This is a genomic window from Enhydrobacter sp. (assembly GCF_030246845.1).
GTDB lineage: Bacteria > Pseudomonadota > Alphaproteobacteria > Reyranellales > Reyranellaceae > Reyranella.
The window spans coordinates 4,735,276-4,754,150 of sequence record NZ_CP126889.1 but is presented as its reverse complement, the minus strand read 5'-3'; the positions used below and the strand labels follow the sequence as shown (position 1 = coordinate 4,754,150).

At 64.9% G+C, this 18,875-nt stretch carries 10 protein-coding genes; 5 read left to right on the top strand and 5 right to left on the bottom strand.

The features are described from left to right. Nucleotides 1–96 precede the first annotated feature (96 nt). Nucleotides 97–555 carry a hypothetical protein gene (locus OJF58_RS23710; RefSeq protein ID WP_300780335.1) on the top strand — a complete coding sequence of 153 codons (459 nt, stop codon included), beginning with the start codon at nt 97–99 and terminating at the stop codon, nt 553–555. After that, nucleotides 542–1,138 (top strand): RES family NAD+ phosphorylase, encoded by a 597-nt coding sequence (locus tag OJF58_RS23705; RefSeq protein WP_300780334.1) that lies wholly within the window; start codon nt 542–544, stop codon nt 1,136–1,138. Before OJF58_RS23710 ends, OJF58_RS23705 begins: the two co-directional genes overlap by 14 nt. 417 nt (nt 1,139–1,555) lie before the next feature. On the opposite strand, the gene OJF58_RS23700 is transcribed toward OJF58_RS23705, so the two are convergent. The 5 genes from OJF58_RS23700 to OJF58_RS23680 form a co-directional block, all read right to left on the bottom strand. Continuing rightward, the gene (locus tag OJF58_RS23700; RefSeq protein ID WP_300780333.1) at nt 1,556–3,169 is read right to left on the bottom strand and encodes a DUF1156 domain-containing protein; all 1,614 of its coding nucleotides are present in this window, start codon (nt 3,167–3,169) and stop codon (nt 1,556–1,558) included. Beyond that, complete coding sequence (locus OJF58_RS23695) at nt 3,153–4,625, bottom strand: hypothetical protein (RefSeq protein ID WP_300780332.1); 1,473 nt, start codon at nt 4,623–4,625, stop codon at nt 3,153–3,155. The genes OJF58_RS23700 and OJF58_RS23695 overlap by 17 nt, the downstream gene beginning before the upstream one ends. Further along, entirely contained in the window at nt 4,622–8,128 is a 3,507-nt protein-coding gene (locus OJF58_RS23690) for a DUF3883 domain-containing protein (protein ID WP_300780331.1), read from the bottom strand. The genes OJF58_RS23695 and OJF58_RS23690 overlap by 4 nt, the downstream gene beginning before the upstream one ends. Nucleotides 8,129–8,159: 31 nt before the next feature. Further along, the gene (locus OJF58_RS23685; protein WP_300780330.1) at nt 8,160–9,029 is read right to left on the bottom strand and encodes a WYL domain-containing protein; all 870 of its coding nucleotides are present in this window, start codon (nt 9,027–9,029) and stop codon (nt 8,160–8,162) included. A gap of 106 nt (nt 9,030–9,135) precedes the next feature. Then, nucleotides 9,136–9,426: a hypothetical protein gene (locus OJF58_RS23680; protein WP_300785418.1), complete on the bottom strand. Its 291-nt coding sequence runs from the start codon at nt 9,424–9,426 to the stop codon at nt 9,136–9,138. Here OJF58_RS23680 and OJF58_RS23675 point away from each other — a divergent pair. Genes OJF58_RS23675 through OJF58_RS23665 form a run of 3 tightly spaced genes read left to right on the top strand, consistent with a single transcriptional unit; the run spans nt 9,337 to nt 18,744 of the window. Then, the gene (locus tag OJF58_RS23675; protein WP_300780329.1) at nt 9,337–11,994 is read left to right on the top strand and encodes a PD-(D/E)XK nuclease family protein; all 2,658 of its coding nucleotides are present in this window, start codon (nt 9,337–9,339) and stop codon (nt 11,992–11,994) included. The two genes, OJF58_RS23680 and OJF58_RS23675, sit on opposite strands and share 90 nt — an antisense overlap. Then, the gene (locus OJF58_RS23670; protein WP_300780328.1) at nt 11,994–15,389 is read left to right on the top strand and encodes a UvrD-helicase domain-containing protein; all 3,396 of its coding nucleotides are present in this window, start codon (nt 11,994–11,996) and stop codon (nt 15,387–15,389) included. Before OJF58_RS23675 ends, OJF58_RS23670 begins: the two co-directional genes overlap by 1 nt. 13 nt (nt 15,390–15,402) lie before the next feature. Next, nucleotides 15,403–18,744, top strand: coding sequence for a DEAD/DEAH box helicase family protein (locus tag OJF58_RS23665; protein WP_300780327.1), 3,342 nt, complete (start codon nt 15,403–15,405; stop codon nt 18,742–18,744). The last annotated feature ends 131 nt before the right edge of the window (nt 18,745–18,875 follow it).

The following is an 18,875-nucleotide window of genomic DNA, read 5'->3' as shown; positions in this document are numbered from 1 at the left end:
TTCGTCCTTCGGACCGGCCGCGCCCTCGCGCGAATTGCAGAACGGATGCCGCGCGACCGCTTGCTGGAGGCCGTTGGAGCATCGACCGACACGGACGTGCTATTCAGGTCCCTGCGTGAGGCCGCCGCGATTGGAGCAGAAATCGAGCCCGACAAGCCCGATCCTCTGACCGAGGCATTCCTGCGCGGATCGGAGATGAAGCGCGACATGCTGAAGGCAGAAGGCGGCGCGCTCTCCGCGCAGCAGCTCGCTGAGCACCTGGGCATCACGCCGCAGGGCCTCGGCCGCAAGCGGGAGCGTAACCAGGTCTTCTGGCTCGACGTCGGGGACGGCTATGTCTACCCGGCCTTCCAGATCGGCAAGAACGGCCTGCTTCCCGGCGTCCGGGAGGTGCTCGACGCCTTCACGGTCGATGACCCTTGGATGCGCGTCAACTTCATGCTCACGGGCGACCAGCGACTTGGCGGCAAGCGGCCGATCGATCTGCTTCGCAAGGGCAAGATCGACGATGTGGTGACGGCAGCGGCGGCTTACGGCGAACATGGCGCCGCCTAGTCCTGGCCCACTTCCGCCGCCCGACTTCGCCAGCCGCGAGCTTCCTCTTGAAGAGATTGCCAGCGGCGCTCGCCTTGTGCGCATCCATCGCAGCGACCTCGGTCCGCTCTTTTTCGGCTCGACTGGCGGCAATCGCTTCGACGATCCGACAAAGACCTATGGGGTCTGCTACCTCGCGACGACGCTCGAAGGTGCCTTCGCGGAAACCTGCCTGCGCAGCGTTGGCGCACGCTTTGTCGCCATGAGTTTCCTCGAGGCGCGATCCTTCTCCGAAGTGGAGGTCACCGCGACCCTCCGCTTGGTTTCCCTTCACGGCCCCGGCTTAGCGCAGATCGGCGCGACTGGTACCGTCACGAGTGGGCCTCATGCCGTCGCGCAACAGTGGTCGCGAGCCATCCACGACCATCCTACGGTGCCGGACGGCATTGCCTACCGCTCCAACCACGACAATGGCGAGATCTGCGTCGCGCTCTTTGAGCACGTCGGCGATCGCCTTGCGCCGGCGGGCACCCCTCACCCGATGACAATAGACCGCGACCGATTGGCTGGACTTCTTGCACGCTACAAGGTTGGTCTGGGATAGATGGGGGAATATCGGCGGTGGAACCTTCAACGAGCAAGAACCTGATGCTGCCGCTGATCCCGACCGGCCCAGAGTTTTTCATCAACTCGCCCCGCCCAGTTCATCACCTGCTGGCCGCTACCCTCGCGCTCATGATCTTCTCGTGGGCCACGCCAGCGCTGGCCGACCCATGCGAAGGGCGACTTCCTTCAGTCGCAGGGCAGAAATTCGAGGGCTTGGTACGCTACGTAGGGGACGGTGACAGCCTCTGCGTTGGGCAGGCGGCAGATCCCGGCACTTGGATTGAAGTCCGCCTCGCCGACTTTAATGCGCCTGAACTTCACGCACCTGAAGGTCGCAGAGCAAAGGCGCTACTTGAGCAGGTCGCGTTCGGCCGTCGGGCGCGATGCGAGGCTCGTCTCGGGCGCAGCGGACGCGTCATCTCGCACGATCGAGTAATCGCAGTCTGTCGTGTGGACGGGCGGAGTAAGGGACGTTGTCGTAATAAGGTGGATCGGTCGATACGACGAAGCCCGAGAAGTTCACGTTCTGAGCGTCCAACTGCTGAACGACCCCCGCTTGCGCCGAGCATGGGAGCGCAGCGACGGCTTTGGCCAAATACTCGACTTGCCCCATGAAATTGCCCGAGGAGGACGAGAACGGGTTCCCTTCAGCCGTATCCCACCGCATGGGCAGGGCTTGCATCGCAAACACCTGCTCCACGTTTTCACGGGATGTATGCCAGAACGTGCTCGTGGATTGCCTGTTGGCCAAACGGCTCACACACAATACCAAATACGAAAGTATCGCTTTTCTGTAGGCGGGATCTTGGATATCGCGGACAACATCCGGGACCAGATCCATAAATGTATTCAGCGCAATGGTCTGCCGATCCATAAAAAGATCGGAGATATTCGTGGGCCCGTAGTTCGTCACACTCATATACTGAGGGTGTTGCGACAGCGGGTATTCCGGTCGCCAATCAGGCTTCTCACTGAAGGCCAGAGCCTCGTGCTCTTTCGTTGGGGCAACGTATCCACGCCCGCCTCGGCCTTCCACGACAATGGCAAGAAGGCGCCAACCCATCCTGCCCGCCATGCCTTCCGCCTTCACATAGTCGCCGGTAATGGCGTCGCCGGTTAGGAGGCACCTGAAATTCGCGCCTCGCCCCGCCTTAGTGCCTGCTGCTACCGCATCTTCGTCGTCGGGCTTCCCACTATGCACCTCGAAGGAAATATCGGTGCCGTTGACAACCGGCTTAACCCACACTGATTTCTTGGGCTTGTTGCATAGCCAGTAGTTCGAAATGAGGGGAACGTGGACACCGCGTAACGCTGGGTTCGGACTAGCCACAGTCCTAGCCCACAGCCATGCAAGGACAGTGGCGTCCCTTCCACCATCCCTCTTCGGAAGTCTGACAGACGGATAAAGATGACCGATCTTCTTCCAGGCCTTGTCGCTCAGCTCTTTCGCGTACCAGAGAATGTCTTCCGCAAGACCCTCGGCGCCTCGATAGTGCAGACGCTCGGGTTTTCCTGGATGGATGGGCTTTCGATCATGAAATGACGACGGTAGCTCGACCATCGCCTTGCCGATCATCACTGCCACCGGATTGAGATCTGACCCCTTCGGGGAAAGGCCGAGGCGAAGGGCTTCGAGCGGTATCGAACCTCCGCCGGAGAATGGGTCGTAGATCGGTGGCAAGCCGTCCGGAAAATTCTTGCGAATCTCGGCGCGCGCGCGCCCAAGAATCTCCTCGTTTGTGGAGCTTTCCCACTCCACCAAATCCTCAATGATCTCGAAGAGACGCTGACGTTCAGCCTCAATCGCCTCGTCAGTCGGAAACCGCTCCGGATGACTCGACGGATCGTCCACGAGCTGAGCAAACAGCACGGCGCGGCATGCCGCCAATGGGCGCCGCGCCCACCACAGATGCAGCGTAGACGGATGCCCATGCCGGATCGACTTTTCACGGGCAGAGGCCTTGTTAATCGCTTCGAGGGGGATCGCGACCTCGATGAGCTTCTTTTTGATGTTATTCGTCGAGGTCATAAACCAGCCTATATGTTGCGGGGTGAATGGTGATCTCGCCGCCTTCGCGCAGCGCGCGCAGGCGGGCTCCCGTCATCTCGACGGGCTCACCCTCGGTGTTGACGAGAATGAACGAGTAGACATCTGGCTTCTGGTCGAGCAGCCCCCAGATATCGGCTTCGATCTGGAGCGGCTCGCGCTCCAGGCAGTGGTCCTTCGGATAGTAGTGGCGCAGAACCTCACCGCCGGCCGAGCGTCGCTCCCACGGGAACCTCGCTCCATTGGCACGTCCGATCCAGCTTCCGTCCGCATGGAAGAAACGATCCTCGCCGTCGGCTTTGTAGCCCTGGGCAACCGCGAAGCGCGCCATCACGCTCGGCCGTGGCGGCTTCACTGGAGGGCGCGGCCGGCTGACCACCTCCGGTTCTGGCAAACCGCCTTCGAGCTCTTCCTGCCGCTCGTCCTGCTCCGACGAGACCGCGGGTTCATCATCATCCTCAGCGAGGTCTGCTTCATCCCCCGCGGCCGCATCGCCAACGGGCGCAGCGTCATCGCGGGTGTCCTCGGAGGGCGCGTCGGCTGCATCACCATCGACCCCCGTGGCGACGGGCTGCGTCTCGACAACCGGCGCAACCGCCTGTCGCTCAGGGCCGAGCGTGAAGTTCTCTTCGAGATAGTCCTTGATGTCCTCGGGCGGTCGCTCAAATGCATAGGCCAGCGCCGCACGAATATCCGCGCTCAGGCTCTTGCCGATCTCCTCGGGCACCCGCTTCGCGAGCTTGGCCTTTGAAAGCGGGCTGACGAAGAGCTTGCGGTCGAGCCACAGGATATCCGTAAGCCGCGCCGTGCCGGCGGGAACGCCGTCGAGGTAAGGGATGACTTCCAGCTTCGGCGCCGCGACCCAGCTTGTCGCCGCGATCGCAGTTGCGACCGCGCGCACGCGCTCGGTCTCGACGGGATCGGCCAGTTCGATCCGCGCGAGCTGCGTTCCAAAGGCCGTGAGCCAGGCGCGCCGATCTTCGAGCCCCGGGCACAGTGGCGGCTGATTGAAGCGCTCCTCGACGAGATCAGACAGCGCCTGAAGCGACGAGAATGGCGGGTTGCGCACCGTGTCGGCCGAGAGCTGTCGAAAATCTGCGGTCTTGCGCTTCACCCAATCGTGGAGATGCGAGTAGCCGAACCGGCAGATCGACGCGAAATGCGCTTCGATGAAGTCCTCGCCGTTGTGCTCGAACACGAAGCGATCATCTTCGATCGACACGCGCGCTTCGCTGGCGCCGGCGTCGTCGGCGTTCTGCAGCAGCTCGGAGAGGATATGACGAGGGCTTTGCACCTGCTTGAACAGTTGGTGCCAAGGCCCGGCAAGCTCGGGGTCCGCCTCAAGCTGATCCCAGCGCTTTGACGCGCGCTCCCTGACCCCGTGGAAATAATCCGGGGGGTCGGCGGCGACGGGCGCAAGCTGATGCTTTGCGCTCATGAGGGCGCCTCCGCCCGCTCAAGCAGGCGCGGCAGGTCGAACTGGATCGCAGTTTCGAGGAAGGACGGCTCGCGTTCGACCAGCGCACCGCGCACATAGCGCGGCTCCTGCGCGAAACCGCTGGCGACAGACACGATCGCCAGGATGAATTTTTCCGGTTCGTGCAGAGAGGTGATGACTTCCTGCCGCGTAATCATCACGGAGTCCGCGCCGTCGATGCGGCCCTTCACCTCGATGAAGCGCAGATGCCCCGACTTCGTATTGTGGGAGGCGATGTCGTAGCCGATCTTCTGGGCTGAGACATCGACCGGCTCATGCCCTAGCGCGCGTTCCGCTGCCATGACCGCCGCCATCGCGGCCAGTTCGATTTCCCGCCTTGCCGCTGGATCCTCGGCGAATTGTGCCGGTACGGTCGCGTTGGCGGCTTGCCGCGCCGCCAGCAGTCCCCGCGGGATCACCACCATGCCGCCGCGCACCCGCGGCGGCTGCGAGGAGATGAACCGCTCCCGCTCGAGCTGATCCATCCGACGCTTCTGACGCTCCGCCAGCTCTTCCGCTCGACGCTGAGCGTTCTGCCAGTTGAGCCGCGTGCGCTTGCCGGCCTTCTCCTCCTCCTTCAACTCGAACGCCCGCGAGTCCCAGTAGTTGATTTCCTTCTTGAGCCGGGCGCGAACCTCCTGCTCGACCTTCTCGATTTCGGGCAGCCGTCGCGCCTTGACTTCGGTGACATGGCCCTGGGCCAGTTCGACCGTGGCAAACCGGATGGCCGCCTTCTCCAACTCGGTCGTCAACCAGCTCTCGTCGAGAAGGTCGCGCACGGCCTCGATCTCATCCGCCGTCGCGGGCCGAAGATTGAGATGCGGCGCGATCCCGGCATTGACGGTGCGACCTGCTTTGTCGATCGAAGCGAACTGAAGCCGCTGCGAAATCACATGCGGCTTGCCCGCGCTGGTCACGCGGCCGTCCTGGACAGTGTGCTCCAGCAGGAAAATCGCCGAAAGCGCATCTCCGGAATCCGTGTCATCCACCAGGATCGCGCCTTGACGCATGATCTGCTCGTATTGCTCCCGGATCAGGCTGATCACCGCCTCCAGCAGCGGATGGCCCGGGCAGACGAACGCGGCGACGGGCTGCTGGTTGATCAGATCCTTCTCGAAGCAGATCCGCTCATACTGTTTCTGGATCGGCGCGCCGGTTCCGATTTGACGGTCACGCTCGCGAATGCGCACCGGCACATGGGTAATCTCCCAGCGACCCTCCTCGCGGCGCTTGAGGCGGCCGCCGAGATGCTGGAACGCCTCGACGAAGAAGCTCTGGATATGATGCGGCTGGAGGCGCAGCGCTTCGGCACGCTCCATCTCCAGCCGCAGTTCCTCGACCTTGGCCTCGGGCATGGTGTCGTTGGTCAGAGCCCGGCGGCGGAGCAGCTCCAGCAGATGCGCCTGATCGACCGCGCCGTCGACCTGGCGGAACAGGCGTGCCTTGACCTCCTCTTGCTCGCCATACTGAATGGCCTGGAACAGGAGATCCTTTAGCGCCGTGCCTTCGAACAGCTCTCCGAGCACATCGTAGACACGGCCACCCAGCGCCTCGCGCGCCGCTTCCAGCTTCTCAAGAAGGCGGGCATATACCTCGCCCTCGCGCGTGTCGGCCGCCACGAGATTCCATAGATGGCAAACCTCGGTCTGCCCGATCCGATGGATACGGCCGAAGCGTTGCTCGATCTTGTTGGGATTCCACGGCAGATCGTAATTGACCATCAAGTGTCCGCGCTGAAGGTTGACGCCTTCACCAGCGGCGTCGTTGGCGATCAGCACGAGCAGGTCTTTGTCCTGCATGAACCGCTCGATCACCTTGCGCCGCTCCTCGCGCGAAACGCCGCCGTGGATCACATCTACCGCGTCGGGGTTGCCGAGACGCGCGCGAACCTTGTCGAGCAAGTAGTGAAGCGTGTCCTTGGGCTCCGTGAAGATGATCAGCTTGCGACGGTTGCCGGCGGGATCGACCATCAGGTCGTCGTCGAGGATGCGATTGAGCTGGCTCCATTTAGTGTCGACGCCGGAGCGCAGCACACCCAAGGCCATCGACTCGAGGCCCGTCAGCGTCTCGACCTCCATAGCGAGCTGCTCGACGGTCTCAGCCGTCGTCGCGCCCGTCGAGATCAGATCCTCAAGCTCGTCGATCTCCTCCTGCCCATACTCCTCGATATTGCGCAGCATGTCCGGGTTGACTGCTGGCTCGCTGATCCCGGCCCGGCGTCCTTTCGCGGCAAGGCGCGCCTCGCCCAGTTCGTTCTCCAGCCTCTCGCGGCGGCGCTTCAGCGACTGGTAGATGGCGGCAGGCGACGATGCGAGGCGCCGCTGGAGGATTTGCAGGGCGAAGCCGACATTGTTGCGCTTCTTGTTGTCGCCTTCTGCGAAACGCTGCACGCGATTCATCTCGGTGCGCACATATTCGGTGACGGCCGTGTAGAGCGCCGCCTCCTGCTCGGAGAGCTGATACTTGACGGTATATGCGCGCCGCTCGGGAAAGAGCGGCCGCCCGTCAAAGCGCAGCAGTTCCTCCTTGGTAAGCCGCCGCATCATGTCTTCCGTGTCGGCGTAATGGACGCCGTCGCGGAAACGCCCCTCGAACCGGTCGCCGTCGAGAAGCGCCATGAAAAGCTGGAAGTCCTCTTCCTTGCCGTTATGCGGCGTCGCCGACATGAGCAGGAGATGCCGGCAGACCTGACCGAGCTTCTGGCCGACCTGGTAGCGCCGCGTATATTTGACCTCGCCGCCGAAATAGGTCGCCGACATGCGATGCGCCTCATCGCAAATGATGAGGTCCCATTCGCGCGCACTCATCAGCTTGTCTTGCAGATCTTCGTTGCGCGCCAGCACGTCGAGGCGGACGATCAGCCGATCACGGTCGCTGAACGGATTGCCCGACCGTGACGTCTCGATCATGTCGCGTGTGAGGATGTCGAATTCCAGGTTGAACTTCTGGCCGAGTTCATCCTGCCACTGTTCGACCAGACTGCCCGGCGCGACGACGAGACAACGCTCCAGATCGCTCCGCGCAATCAACTCCTTCATCAACAGACCGGCCATGATCGTCTTACCGGCGCCGGGATCGTCCGCGAGAAGAAAGCGCAGCGGCTGCCGCGGGAGCATCTCGCCATAGACCGCCGAAATCTGATGCGGCAGCGGATCGACCAGGCTCGTATGGATCGCGAGATACGGGTCGAAGTAGTGCGCGAGCTTGATGCGATTGGCTTCCGTCACCAGACGCAGCAGCGCGCCATCGGCATCGAACGACCACGGCCGGCCGCTCTGCTCCACCTCGAGCCGATGCTCGTCATCCCGGTAGAGAACCGCCTCGGCGACCGCGCCGTTATGATCGCGGTAGACGACATTGATCGCCTGGTCGCCGATCCAATCCACGGACAAGACCTGCGCCGACTGCGCCGAGGCGATCCCGCGCACGGATGCGCCGTTCTTGATGTCCTCCAGTCGCGCCATCAACTGCCCCCCTTGCCCCCTTCACCGCTGCTCAAAGCTGAAGCTCAGCGACCTGCAACGCGGCCTCTGTCGCTTCACGGTTGAGCGCGACGATATGCTGCGTTCGAGCGCTCTGCTTAGCCGCGTCTCCCAATAACCCCAGACGCTTCAATACATAGAACAACATGGCATAGCGCACGGTCAGTATCGCGCGACCATTTTTCATTCCGTAGTCTTTCGCGACAACGGCCTTCTGGCTGGGTGTCAGGTCCGGATGAGGCCCGATCTCCACACCAAATGTGTCATTCCATTGCCGGTCCTGGTCGGCCGAAGCGCCCGGCTCACCAACTCCTCTGACCCGGAGTATTCGCGGCAGCAGGAAGTCTTTGAATTTCTTGTCGATGTGACAGTAAGCGCGAACATGCCAGCGAAAACCATCATAGCCGAAGGCGTGCGGCGTCATCCGGCGCCACATTGGGTCGGCCCGTTCCCGGCTCATCGACTGATAGTAAATCTCAAGGGAGCGGCCCTCGCGAACCGCGCCGAGGATCGCCTGCAAGACGCCTGAGTCGACCTCGCGACGCGGCGTCAAGGCGATGTCCGTCTGGGGCGGATGCGCGATCCAGGATTCGCTGGGCTCGGTCAGTCCCTCCGCCAGCGAGCGCAGGCGAGACAGATAGCCGTCGGGATCGGGCTTCAGGAAGATCGGCGAGAACTGCGCGCTCGCGACGTAGCGTTTCGCGCTTTTGTCGTAGATGGCGTTGTCGGGCGCGCGCTCCTGATAGAGCGTCAGATCCTTCGACGCCTGGGGTACGGACACGTCGAACATCTCGATGATGTCGGAGCGGTTGACCCCGCCCTCCCAGAGCAGCCGGAACTCGATGAACTCGAGCCGGCGCTCCACACCCCATGTCAACGCCATAGCGCCATCCAACATCGCGTTTCGCCTCCGTGCGCCGATGGGGATAAAAAGTATATGGACATATCGACGCGATCCGTGTAATTATTATTCCCATCTACGGCGCCAGTCAATGGTGATCGGCGCAAATTTCAGGGGGCAAGACCATGCCGAAACGTGGTTCCAAGGGCGAAGTCACCAGCAAGCGGGCGGCGAGCGCTGCCGCCAAGGTGCTGCGGAATCCCAAGAGCAGTAAGGCCGCAAAGACAGCAGCCGCATCGGCGCTCACCCAGCGTCCGAACAAGAAGTAATCCCCGGCAGGAGAGCGGCCATGGCCGTCCCGAGTCGATCCACCCTCGTCGTTCACGGCCGCCTCGCCATGCGGGAACGCCGCCTGGCGGCGGCGCGCGCCGGCCGTCATGGCCTGCAGGTCATGTCCTTCGAGCAGGCGGCGGTGCGGCTCGCCGGAGGTTTCGTCCGGCCGATCGATGACGAAAGCCTGCGCGCGGCGATCCAGGCCGCCCTGCTGTCAACGCCGATGGGCGAGCTCGAGAGCATCAAGTCGCTGCCCGGCATGATCGACGCGGCGGCGGACACCCTGCACAAGGCCTGGCGCGCCGGTATCGATCTTGCGGCGCGCGCGGCCGAGCATCCGCGACTCGAGGCCGTCGCGCGGTTGGAGGCGGCAGTCCTGGTGCAGCTTCCCGCCGGCATGAACCGGCCCATCGACATCGCCTCCGCCGCGACCAGCCGTATCGCCCATGCGCCCGCCGTTCTCGGCCCCATGGAGATCGCCGGCCTCACCGAGCTCTCGCCCATCTGGCGGCCGCTCCTTGGGGCGCTCACCGCGCATATTCCCGTGCAATGGACGGCCGGGCCGCGGCCGGCGCCAGCCTGGCTGGAAGGCACCGGTGTCGCGGTGTTGCGCGCACCCTCGGAAACCCCGGAGGTCAGCGCCGTCAGCGCAGCGACGGCCTATCATGAAGCCATCGAGGCCATGCGCTGGGCGCGGTCGCTCCTCGCCTCCGGGCGGGCGGCGCCGTCCGACATCGCGATCGCCACCGCCTCGCCCGCCGACTATGACGATCACTTTCTCTCCCTGCGTGCGGACGCCAATATCGACCTGCACTTCGTCCATGGCGTCAGGGCCGTCACCACCCGTGAAGGCCAGGCGGCCGCCGCGCTGGCCGATATCGCGGTTCGCGGCCTGTCGCAGTCCCGGCTCCGCCGCCTCGCCGCCCTGTGTCGGGACTCCGCGCCGTTTGAGTCGCTTCCCGAAGGCTGGCTGCGCGTCCTGCCGGCCGATGCGCCGATGTCGACGCCGAACGCCTGGAACCGCTTGCTGGGGCGATTGAAGTCCGAGGACTGGCCGGACGGCGCTGATCACACCCCGGCCTTGCGCGCAGCCATCGACCTGCTCGACAAGGGGCCGGACGCAGCGCCCGAGATCGGTGAGGCCTTCCTCACCGGCCGCGCGCTCGCCATCTGGCGCAAGGCCCTTCTCGCCGGGCCGGCAGCCTCGATCGACGCCACCCTCGAAACCCTGAAGCAGGACGACGGGCTGGAGGCGTGCGTGTCCGTCGCCTGGATGCCGGCCAGTGCGCTCGCGGCCTCGCCGCGCCGCTTCGTGCGGCTGATCGGCCTCAACTCCTCGCGCTGGCCGCGCGGAATCGCCGAAGACCGGCTGATCCCGGACCATATCATCCCGACGGCCGAGCTCGACCCGCTGCCGGTGAGCCTCGCCGATCGCCGCGATTTCGAGACGATCCTGGCGACCACGGACGGCGAAGTCGTCCTCTCGCGCGCCCGGCGTGACAGCGACGGGCGCCTGCTGGGACGCAGCCCGCTGCTCGCCGGGCATGGCGAGGAGGTCTATCTCCGCCGCAACGCCGTGCCGGCCCACGCCTTCAGCGAAACCGACCGCCTCATGGCCCGGCCGCAGGAGTTCAGCGCCGATCCGCAGGCGGTCAGCGCGCAAGGCTGCTGGCGCGACTGGCGGCGCACCGAGATCACGGCGCATGACGGGCTCATCCGGCCCGATCATCCGCTCATTCTGGCAATCCTGGCCCGCACCCAGTCGGCCAGCTCGCTCCGGCGTCTGCTGCGCAATCCGCTGAGCTTCACCTGGGTCTATGCCTTTGGCTGGCGCGTGCCCGAAAGCAGCGCCGAGCCGCTCGTGCTCGATGCGCTAGGCGTCGGCGATCTGGTTCACATGGTACTCGACCGCGCTTTGCGCGATCTGGAAGGCGCCGGTGGAATGGCATCCGCCGACACTGCAAAGATCACGGCGGCTGTGGACCGGGCCGCAGGGGTTGTCGCCGCCGATTGGGAGAGCGAACGCGCGGTCCCGCCGGCCGTCATCTGGGGGCGCACCCTGGATGATGCCCGGCTGTTGGCAGGCCGGGCGCTTGCATATGGCGATGCGCATCTGCCGGGTGCCCGCTCCTATGGCGAGGTGCCCTTCGGCGGGGCCGAGCCCAAGTCGGACGCGGAGACCCCGTGGGATCCCGGCGTGCCGGTCACGATCCCCGATACCGGGTTCAATATCGCCGGCTATATCGACCGGCTCGACATCGCGGGCGACGGCAAGCGCGCGCTCGTCCGCGACTATAAGACGGGCCGGCCTCCCCGGGCCGCGATCCGGCTGAACGGCGGACGGGAGCTTCAGCGCTGCCTCTACGCCTTCGCGGTGAAGGCGCTGCTGGGCGATGACATCGCGATCAGCGCCTCACTGTTGTTCCCGCGCGAACAGGTCGACCTCCAGCTCGACGATCCGGAGGCGGTGCTCGCTGAGATCACCGGCTATCTGGGTGCGGCCAGGATCAGTTTCGCCGGCGGCGCCGCGCTACCAGGCCCCGACACGGGCGGCGACTATGACGACCTCGCCTTCGCCCTGCCGGCGAACGCCAGCGCCACTTACTGCAAACGCAAGCTGCCGGCTGCGACCGAACGGCTCGGTCAAGTCGCTCAAATCTGGGAGGCGGAATGATGAGCAGCGTGTCAAAGGCCCTCAAGGATGACGGCGCGCGCCGCGACGCGATCAGCCTCCATGATCGGTCGATCCTGGTCGAAGCCGGCGCGGGCTCTGGCAAGACCGCCGTCATGGCCGGACGCATCGCCGTCATGCTCGCCGAGGGCGTCGCTCCGCGGGCCATCGCCGCCGTCACCTTCACCGAGCTGGCGGCCAGCGAGCTTCTCTCGCGCGTCCGCGAAATTGTTGCCGACCTCTCGGCCGGCGACGTCGCGACCGAGCTGCGCGTGGCGCTGCCCGAAGGCCTGTCGCAGGCGCAGCGCGACAATCTTGCGACCGCGAGCGCCGCGATCGACGAAATCACCTGCTCGACCATTCACGGCTTCTGCCAGCGCCTGATCAAGCCCTACCCGGCCGAAGCCGACATCGATCCCGGCGCCGGCGTCATGGACCGCAATCAGGCCGATCTCACCTTCCTTGAGATCGTCGACGGCTGGCTGCGGGAGCGTCTGTCGGGCGACCAGGGCGGCATCCTTGCCGAAATGGTGCTCCACAGCCCCGGCGAAACCGTGGCGCTCGTCCACAAGATCGCCGAAAATATGCGGCGCCGCCGCACCCTCGCGGCGCCGCCCCTCTCCCCGCTCGACCGTCATCTGGCGTCGTTCCGGCAGGCGACGGCGGATTTCGTGGCCTTCATGAGCGGAGCGGCGGCGACCGAGCAGGAAACCGTCGTGATCGTCGAGCGGCTTGCCGAGATGGCGACCGCACTCGCGGCCGGTCCCGATCCCACGACACCCTCGGGCTTGGTTGGGCTTCTGACCTCGCGTCCCCACCCGGACCTTTGCACCAAGTCAGGCACATTCGCCTGCTATCGCAAGAAGGGCAAATGGACCGAGGCGGCGAAGCGCGCGGGCCTCTCCAAAGCAGATGGTGAGCGGCTGAACATCGCCGCCGAAGACCACTACACCGCCTGCTGCGATGCCTGGACTTCGCTTCTTCAGGCGGCGGCCAGCCAGGTTCTGGCGGCGCTGATCGAGGAGGCGCGTCCGATCCTGCAGCGCTATCGCGACCACAAGCGCGCGAGCGCCCAGCTCGACTTCGATGATCTAATCTTTGCCGCGCGCGATCTGCTGCGCGACCATGACGATGTCCGGCGCGCACTCGGACAGCGCTTCGCGCGCGTCCTCGTCGATGAGTTCCAGGACACCGATCCCCTGCAAACCGAAATCTTCTGGCGGCTGTGCGGCGAGCCCGTCGATGGCAATCCTGACTGGACTCGGTTCCGGATCCGGCCGGGTGCGCTTTTCCTCGTCGGCGACCCCAAGCAGGCGATCTATCGCTTCCGCGGCGCCGATGTCGGCGCCTATGTGCAAGCGCGCGACGCGTTTCATGCTCAGAATCCCGACAGCCTCCTGTCGATCTCCACCAATTTCCGCTCTTGCGCGTCGATCCTCACTTTCGTCAACGAGCGCTTCGAGGCGGTGCTATCGGCGGATGGCCAACCCGGTTTCACGGCCCTCGACCCGTTTCACGACGATCCCGGCGACGGCCTGTGCGTCGCCGCGCTCGACATCGCTGTCGCCGACGAAAACGGCAAGGCCAGCGCCGAGCAGCAGCGGGACGCCGAAGCCGACGCCGTGGCCGAGCTGTGCGCGCGCTTGATCGGCAGCCAGCCCATCATCAACCGGCGCAGCGGCGCGGAACGTCCTTGCCAGCCGGGCGACATCGCCTTGCTGGCGCCGACCGGCGCCGAACTGTGGCGTTATGAGGAGGCGCTGGAACGTCGCGGCATTCCGGTGGCGACACAGGCCGGCAAGGGTCTTTTCCGCCGCCAGGAGGTCCAGGACCTGATCGCGCTGACCCGCGTTCTCGCCGACCGGCGCGATACGCTGGCGCTCGGCGCGCTGCTGCGCGGCCCTCTGATCGGCCTCACAGAAGAGGAACTCCTGGATATCGTCTGGACGCTGCCGCGTTCCGAGGAACAGCCCGACCGGATTCCCCGTCTTGATCTCGGTGTCGATCCTGCCGCCATCGCTCATCCGCTCGCCCGCGAGATCATCGAAAAGCTGCAGGCGCTCTACCGCCGCAGCAACAGCACGACGCCGCACGAGCTTCTCTCGCAGGCCGTAGACGTGATGCGGGTTCGTCCCCTCCTTCTCGAGCGCCATCGCGGCCAGGCCGAACGCGCGCTCGCCAACGTCGATCTCTATCTGAGCCTGTCGACGGGCTACGCGGTGCGTGGGCTTCGCGCCTTCGCCGAAGCGATGACCGCAGCCTGGACCGACGAGGCACGCGCCGTGGAAGGCCGGCCCGACGCGCAGGAAGAAGCCGTCGCGCTCTTTACCATGCACGCGGCCAAGGGCCTCGAATGGCCAATCGTCATCCCCGTCAACACCATGACGGGCGTCATGGCGCCCGACAGCGTGGTGATCGACCGCCAGACTGACACATTCTATTGCCCGGTTCTCGGCGTCGCGCCCGAGGGCTACGAGGCCGCGCGCCAGGCGGAAAAGGACGAGCTCGATCGCGAACGCATCCGGCTCTGGTATGTCGCGACGACGCGCGCCCGCGAGCTCCTCGTTCTGCCCCGGCTCGATACGACGCCCTCAAGATCGGCCTGGATCGGCCTACTCGATTTGTCGCTCGCCGATCTGCCCGGCCTCGATGTCTCGCATCTGCCGCCCGGCGAGGCGGCCGCCGGCCCTGGCGCGGGCAACACCCAGACGCGCGACATTTTCGTGGCCCAGGCTGCGGCCATCGCCGCCGGGCAGACGCGCCTCGTCTGGTTGGCGCCGAGCCGCGACGAGAGCGCGTCCGGCGCCCTGCTCCAGGAGGAAGAGGCCGGAATCTGGATGGGCTCGGGCGATGACCAGCCGCGTGAACTCGAGGCGGCAGTCGCGGTCCAGGGCGGCCGCGAGCGCGGGCTGACCCTCCATAAGCTCATGGAGGAAGTCCTGACCGGAGAAACCGAGGCGGTCGCGCCGGCCCTCAACGAACGCGCCAACGTGCTCATCCGGGCGCTCGGCCGTTCGCCCGTTGCCGATCCGGCGACGGGTCTTTCAGCCGAGGAGCTGGCGGGCTGTGTCATGCGGACCCTGGCTCTGCCCGAAATCGCGGCATTGCGCCCGGCGCTTCTGGCCGAGTTCCCCGTTTACGCCGCCCGCGCGGATGAGAGCGAGGAGACGGCGACCGCTGGCATCGCGGACGCGCTGACCTTGACTGCCGAGGGCCGCCCAGTCGTCATCATCGACTGGAAGAGCGACGTGAACCCCGATCCCAAGACGCTCGATCACTATCGCTCGCAAGTCCGCGCCTATCTCGACATGACCGGCGCCGAGCGCGGACTGATCGTGCTGATGACGACCGGCACCATCATCACCGTCTCGCCCTCGGCCCAGGCCATGGCGGCCTGAACGAGGGCGATCGATGGCACCCCGCAACCGCCCTGCCAGCTCCGTCCAGGACGACCTCTTCCACGAGGAGGTCTCGCTGCTGCTCCCCCCGCGCCTTGCGATCGACGGCAGGGTGCTTGGGAGCCCGGTGCGGCAACTGGCGGTCCCCGCGTTGCGCGAAACCTGCCGGCTCCGGCCGTTTTCGATCCGACGTGTCAACGGATATGAGGCAAGCCTGAAATCCGGCGAAACGCTGAAGATCATCAGCGCCAGGACGGCCACCCAACTGGAAGCGGACCTCATCCTCCTGGTGCCCGGCGCGTCGGAGCCTTCCAAGATCGCCGAGGCGTTGGAGCTCGGCGAAGGCCGATGGATCAACATCACGCCGACCGACATCGCCGCGCTCGATGCGGCCGCGCGCGGCGAACGCCTCGCCCTTGTCGCGGCCTCATGGCACGACGCTTTCCACCTGCGGGAAAGCCGCCCCGCCGAGAACGGCCGACCGGCGGTGCCCGGGCTGCGCCGCCCCCAGATCGGCGCGCTCCATGCCGCGCTTGCCCACGCCACACGCTCGACCGAGCCCGCCACCATCGTCATGCCAACGGGCACCGGAAAGACGGAAACGATGCTCGCGCTCAACGCCCATCAGCGGTTCGAGCGCTTGCTGGTCGTCGTCCCTACCGATGCGCTGCGCGAGCAGATCGCCGGAAAATTCGAGACCTTCGGCGTCCTCAAGCACCAGGACTGCCTCGACGCTCCCGCCGCCTTCCCGGTGGTCATGCGCCTCTCCCATATCCCGACAAGCGCCGCGGACGTGGACCAGATATTCGACAGTGCGAATGTCGTGGTCACGACGATGCAGATCGCCGGCCGCGCCGAAGCGCCGGTTCAGGAGCGGATGGCGGCCCGCGCGTCGGCCCTTTTCATTGACGAGGCTCATCATATCGGCGCGCCGACCTGGGCGCGCTTTCGCGGCCTTTTCGTCGATCGTGACCCGCCGTTGCCCATCGTTCAGTTCACCGCAACGCCATTTCGCGAAGATGGCCGGCGGGTCGATGGCGAGTTCATCTACACCTACCCCCTGAAGAAGGCGCAGGCCGAAGGCTATTTCAAACCGATCCGCTTCGAGGCTGTCTTCGGCCTCGATCAGGCCGATGCCGATCAGGCGATCGCCGAAAAACTCGGAGAGGTTCTACAAGCCGATCTCGATGCCGGCCTCAATCATCTCGCTATGGCGCGCTGCTCCACGATCGACCGCGCCAGGGCGTTGCATCAGCTCTACACCGCCCTGTTTCCGGAGTTTCGGCCTGTCATCGTTCATAGCCAGCAGGCGACGCGCGAGCGGCGCGCGAATTTGGACGCGCTTCGGCGGTTCGAAAGCCGGCTCATCGTCTGCGTCGACATGCTGGGCGAAGGCTTCGATCTGCCCGAGCTCAAGATCGCGGGGCTCCACGACCCGCACAAGAGCATTGCCGTCACCATCCAGTTCGTTGGTCGCTTCACCCGCCAGGATCCTACGCTAGGGGACGCGACAGTGATCGCCAACACCGGCGTTGACGACATCGACCGCTCCCTGGCGAAACTCTACGCCGAAGATGCAGACTGGAACGCGCTGGTCGAGGCGCTCAGCAGCGCACGCATCGAGCGGCAGGCTCGGCGTGCCGAGATGTTCAAGGGTTTTGTCGGCGATCTCAGCGACATTCCGCTACAAACGCTCGAACCGAAGATGAATGCCGTGGTCTATCGAACCTCGTGCGACGCCTGGGAACCGCTGCGCGCCGAAGACCTCTACAATCCCGGCGTCTATCTCGGCATGAAGATCAATCCGCACCAGCGCGTGGCCATCTTCGTAACCCGTTCGGAGGAGCAGGCCGGATGGACGACCGCGCAGCATGCGACCAACGTCATCTGGGACCTGCACATGATGCATTGGGACCAGACAAAGGGCCTCCTTTACATCAGCAGCTCGGCGAAGGGGCCTTATGACAAGCTGGCCAAAACCGTGTGCGGCGAATCCACCCGCCGTGTCGAAGGCGAAGAGGTGTTTCGCAGCCTCCATGGCTTCAAGCGCCTGATCCTGCGCAACCTCGGCCTCACCCATCATCAAGGACGCGGCGTGCGCTACTCCATGTATATGGGCGTCGACGTCGCCGACGGCCTCGACACCGCCAAGTCCCAGTCCAGAATCAAGAACAATGTCTTCGCGACCGGCTTTCTCGACGGCGTGCCGGCCACCCGTGGCTGCTCGGCAAAGGGCAAGTTCTGGTCGATTTCGCCCGTTCGCGATCTCACCGACTGGATCGAATGGTGCGAGGACATCGGCCGGTCAGTCAACGACCCCGGCATCACGACGGATGGTGTTTTCAAGAGCGCCATGCGGCCTCGACAGATCAGCGAGCGACCCGCTGTTCCACCCGTCGCGATTCACTGGCCTGAGTCGCTGCTGGTGCAGCTAGAGGATCGCGTCGAGATCAGCTTCGGTGATCAGCCGGTGTTGTTCACCGAATGCGACATCGAGCTTCTCGATCACGAACGAACCGGTCCGCTGCGTTTCGCGGTACGCAGCGACGCCCATGTCGCCGAGTTCGAGATCGTGTTCAGCGATGGCGGCGCCCGCTATCCGCAGCGCGCCGGTGCCAAGGCCACCATCAGGATCGGCGGCAAGGTGAAGTCCTTGTCCGAGTCCTTTGGTGACGATTCCCCCCAGATCGACTTCGGCGATGGCTCTCTCCTCATCTACAGCCATCTCTACGCGCTGCCGGAGGGTGAAGCGGTCGAGCCCTATCCCGCCGACCGGATCGAGGTGTGGGACTGGTCAAAGACCAACATCCGAGCCGAATCCCAAGGCCCTGAGAAACGCGCCGACTCCGTCCAGCGGCGCGTGATCGATACGCTGCTCGCCGAAGGCGACGCCTATGACCTGATCTTCGACGACGACGGCGCCGGGGAAATCGCCGATGTGGTTACGCTCCGCGTCACCGAGGGCCTTGTGCAGGTCACGCTGCATCACTGCAAATATTCGAGCGCTGCGACGCCCGGCGCCCGCGTCAAGGATCTCTATGAGGTCTGCGGACAGGCGCAGAAGTCGGCGCGCTGGCGAGACCGTCCCAATCGCATGTTCACCCACATGCTGAAGCGCGAGAAGCTGCGCCTGGACAAGGGGCAAAGCTCACGCTTCGAGCAAGGCACCGCTGCGTTCCTCAAAAAGCTGAAAGCGAGCTGGCAGGACTATCGCTACGAGTTCGACGTCAGGATTGTGCAGCCGGGTCTCTCCCGCGCAGCAATCGCCGAAGAGGGCTTGCACCTGTTGGCCGGGGTCGAGACGTATCTGTTGGAGACCCGCGCGATGAAGCTGCGGATCATCGGCAGCGCATGACGATTGGAACTATGATGCATGATAATTGGAAGTGAGCGGCCTGTAGATTGGAATCACCAAAGCCGTGATCTGGAAATGGATGGTGGGGAAAGCCTTCCCCTGCGGCCGAGCCTGTCGTCTCGGCCGACCCC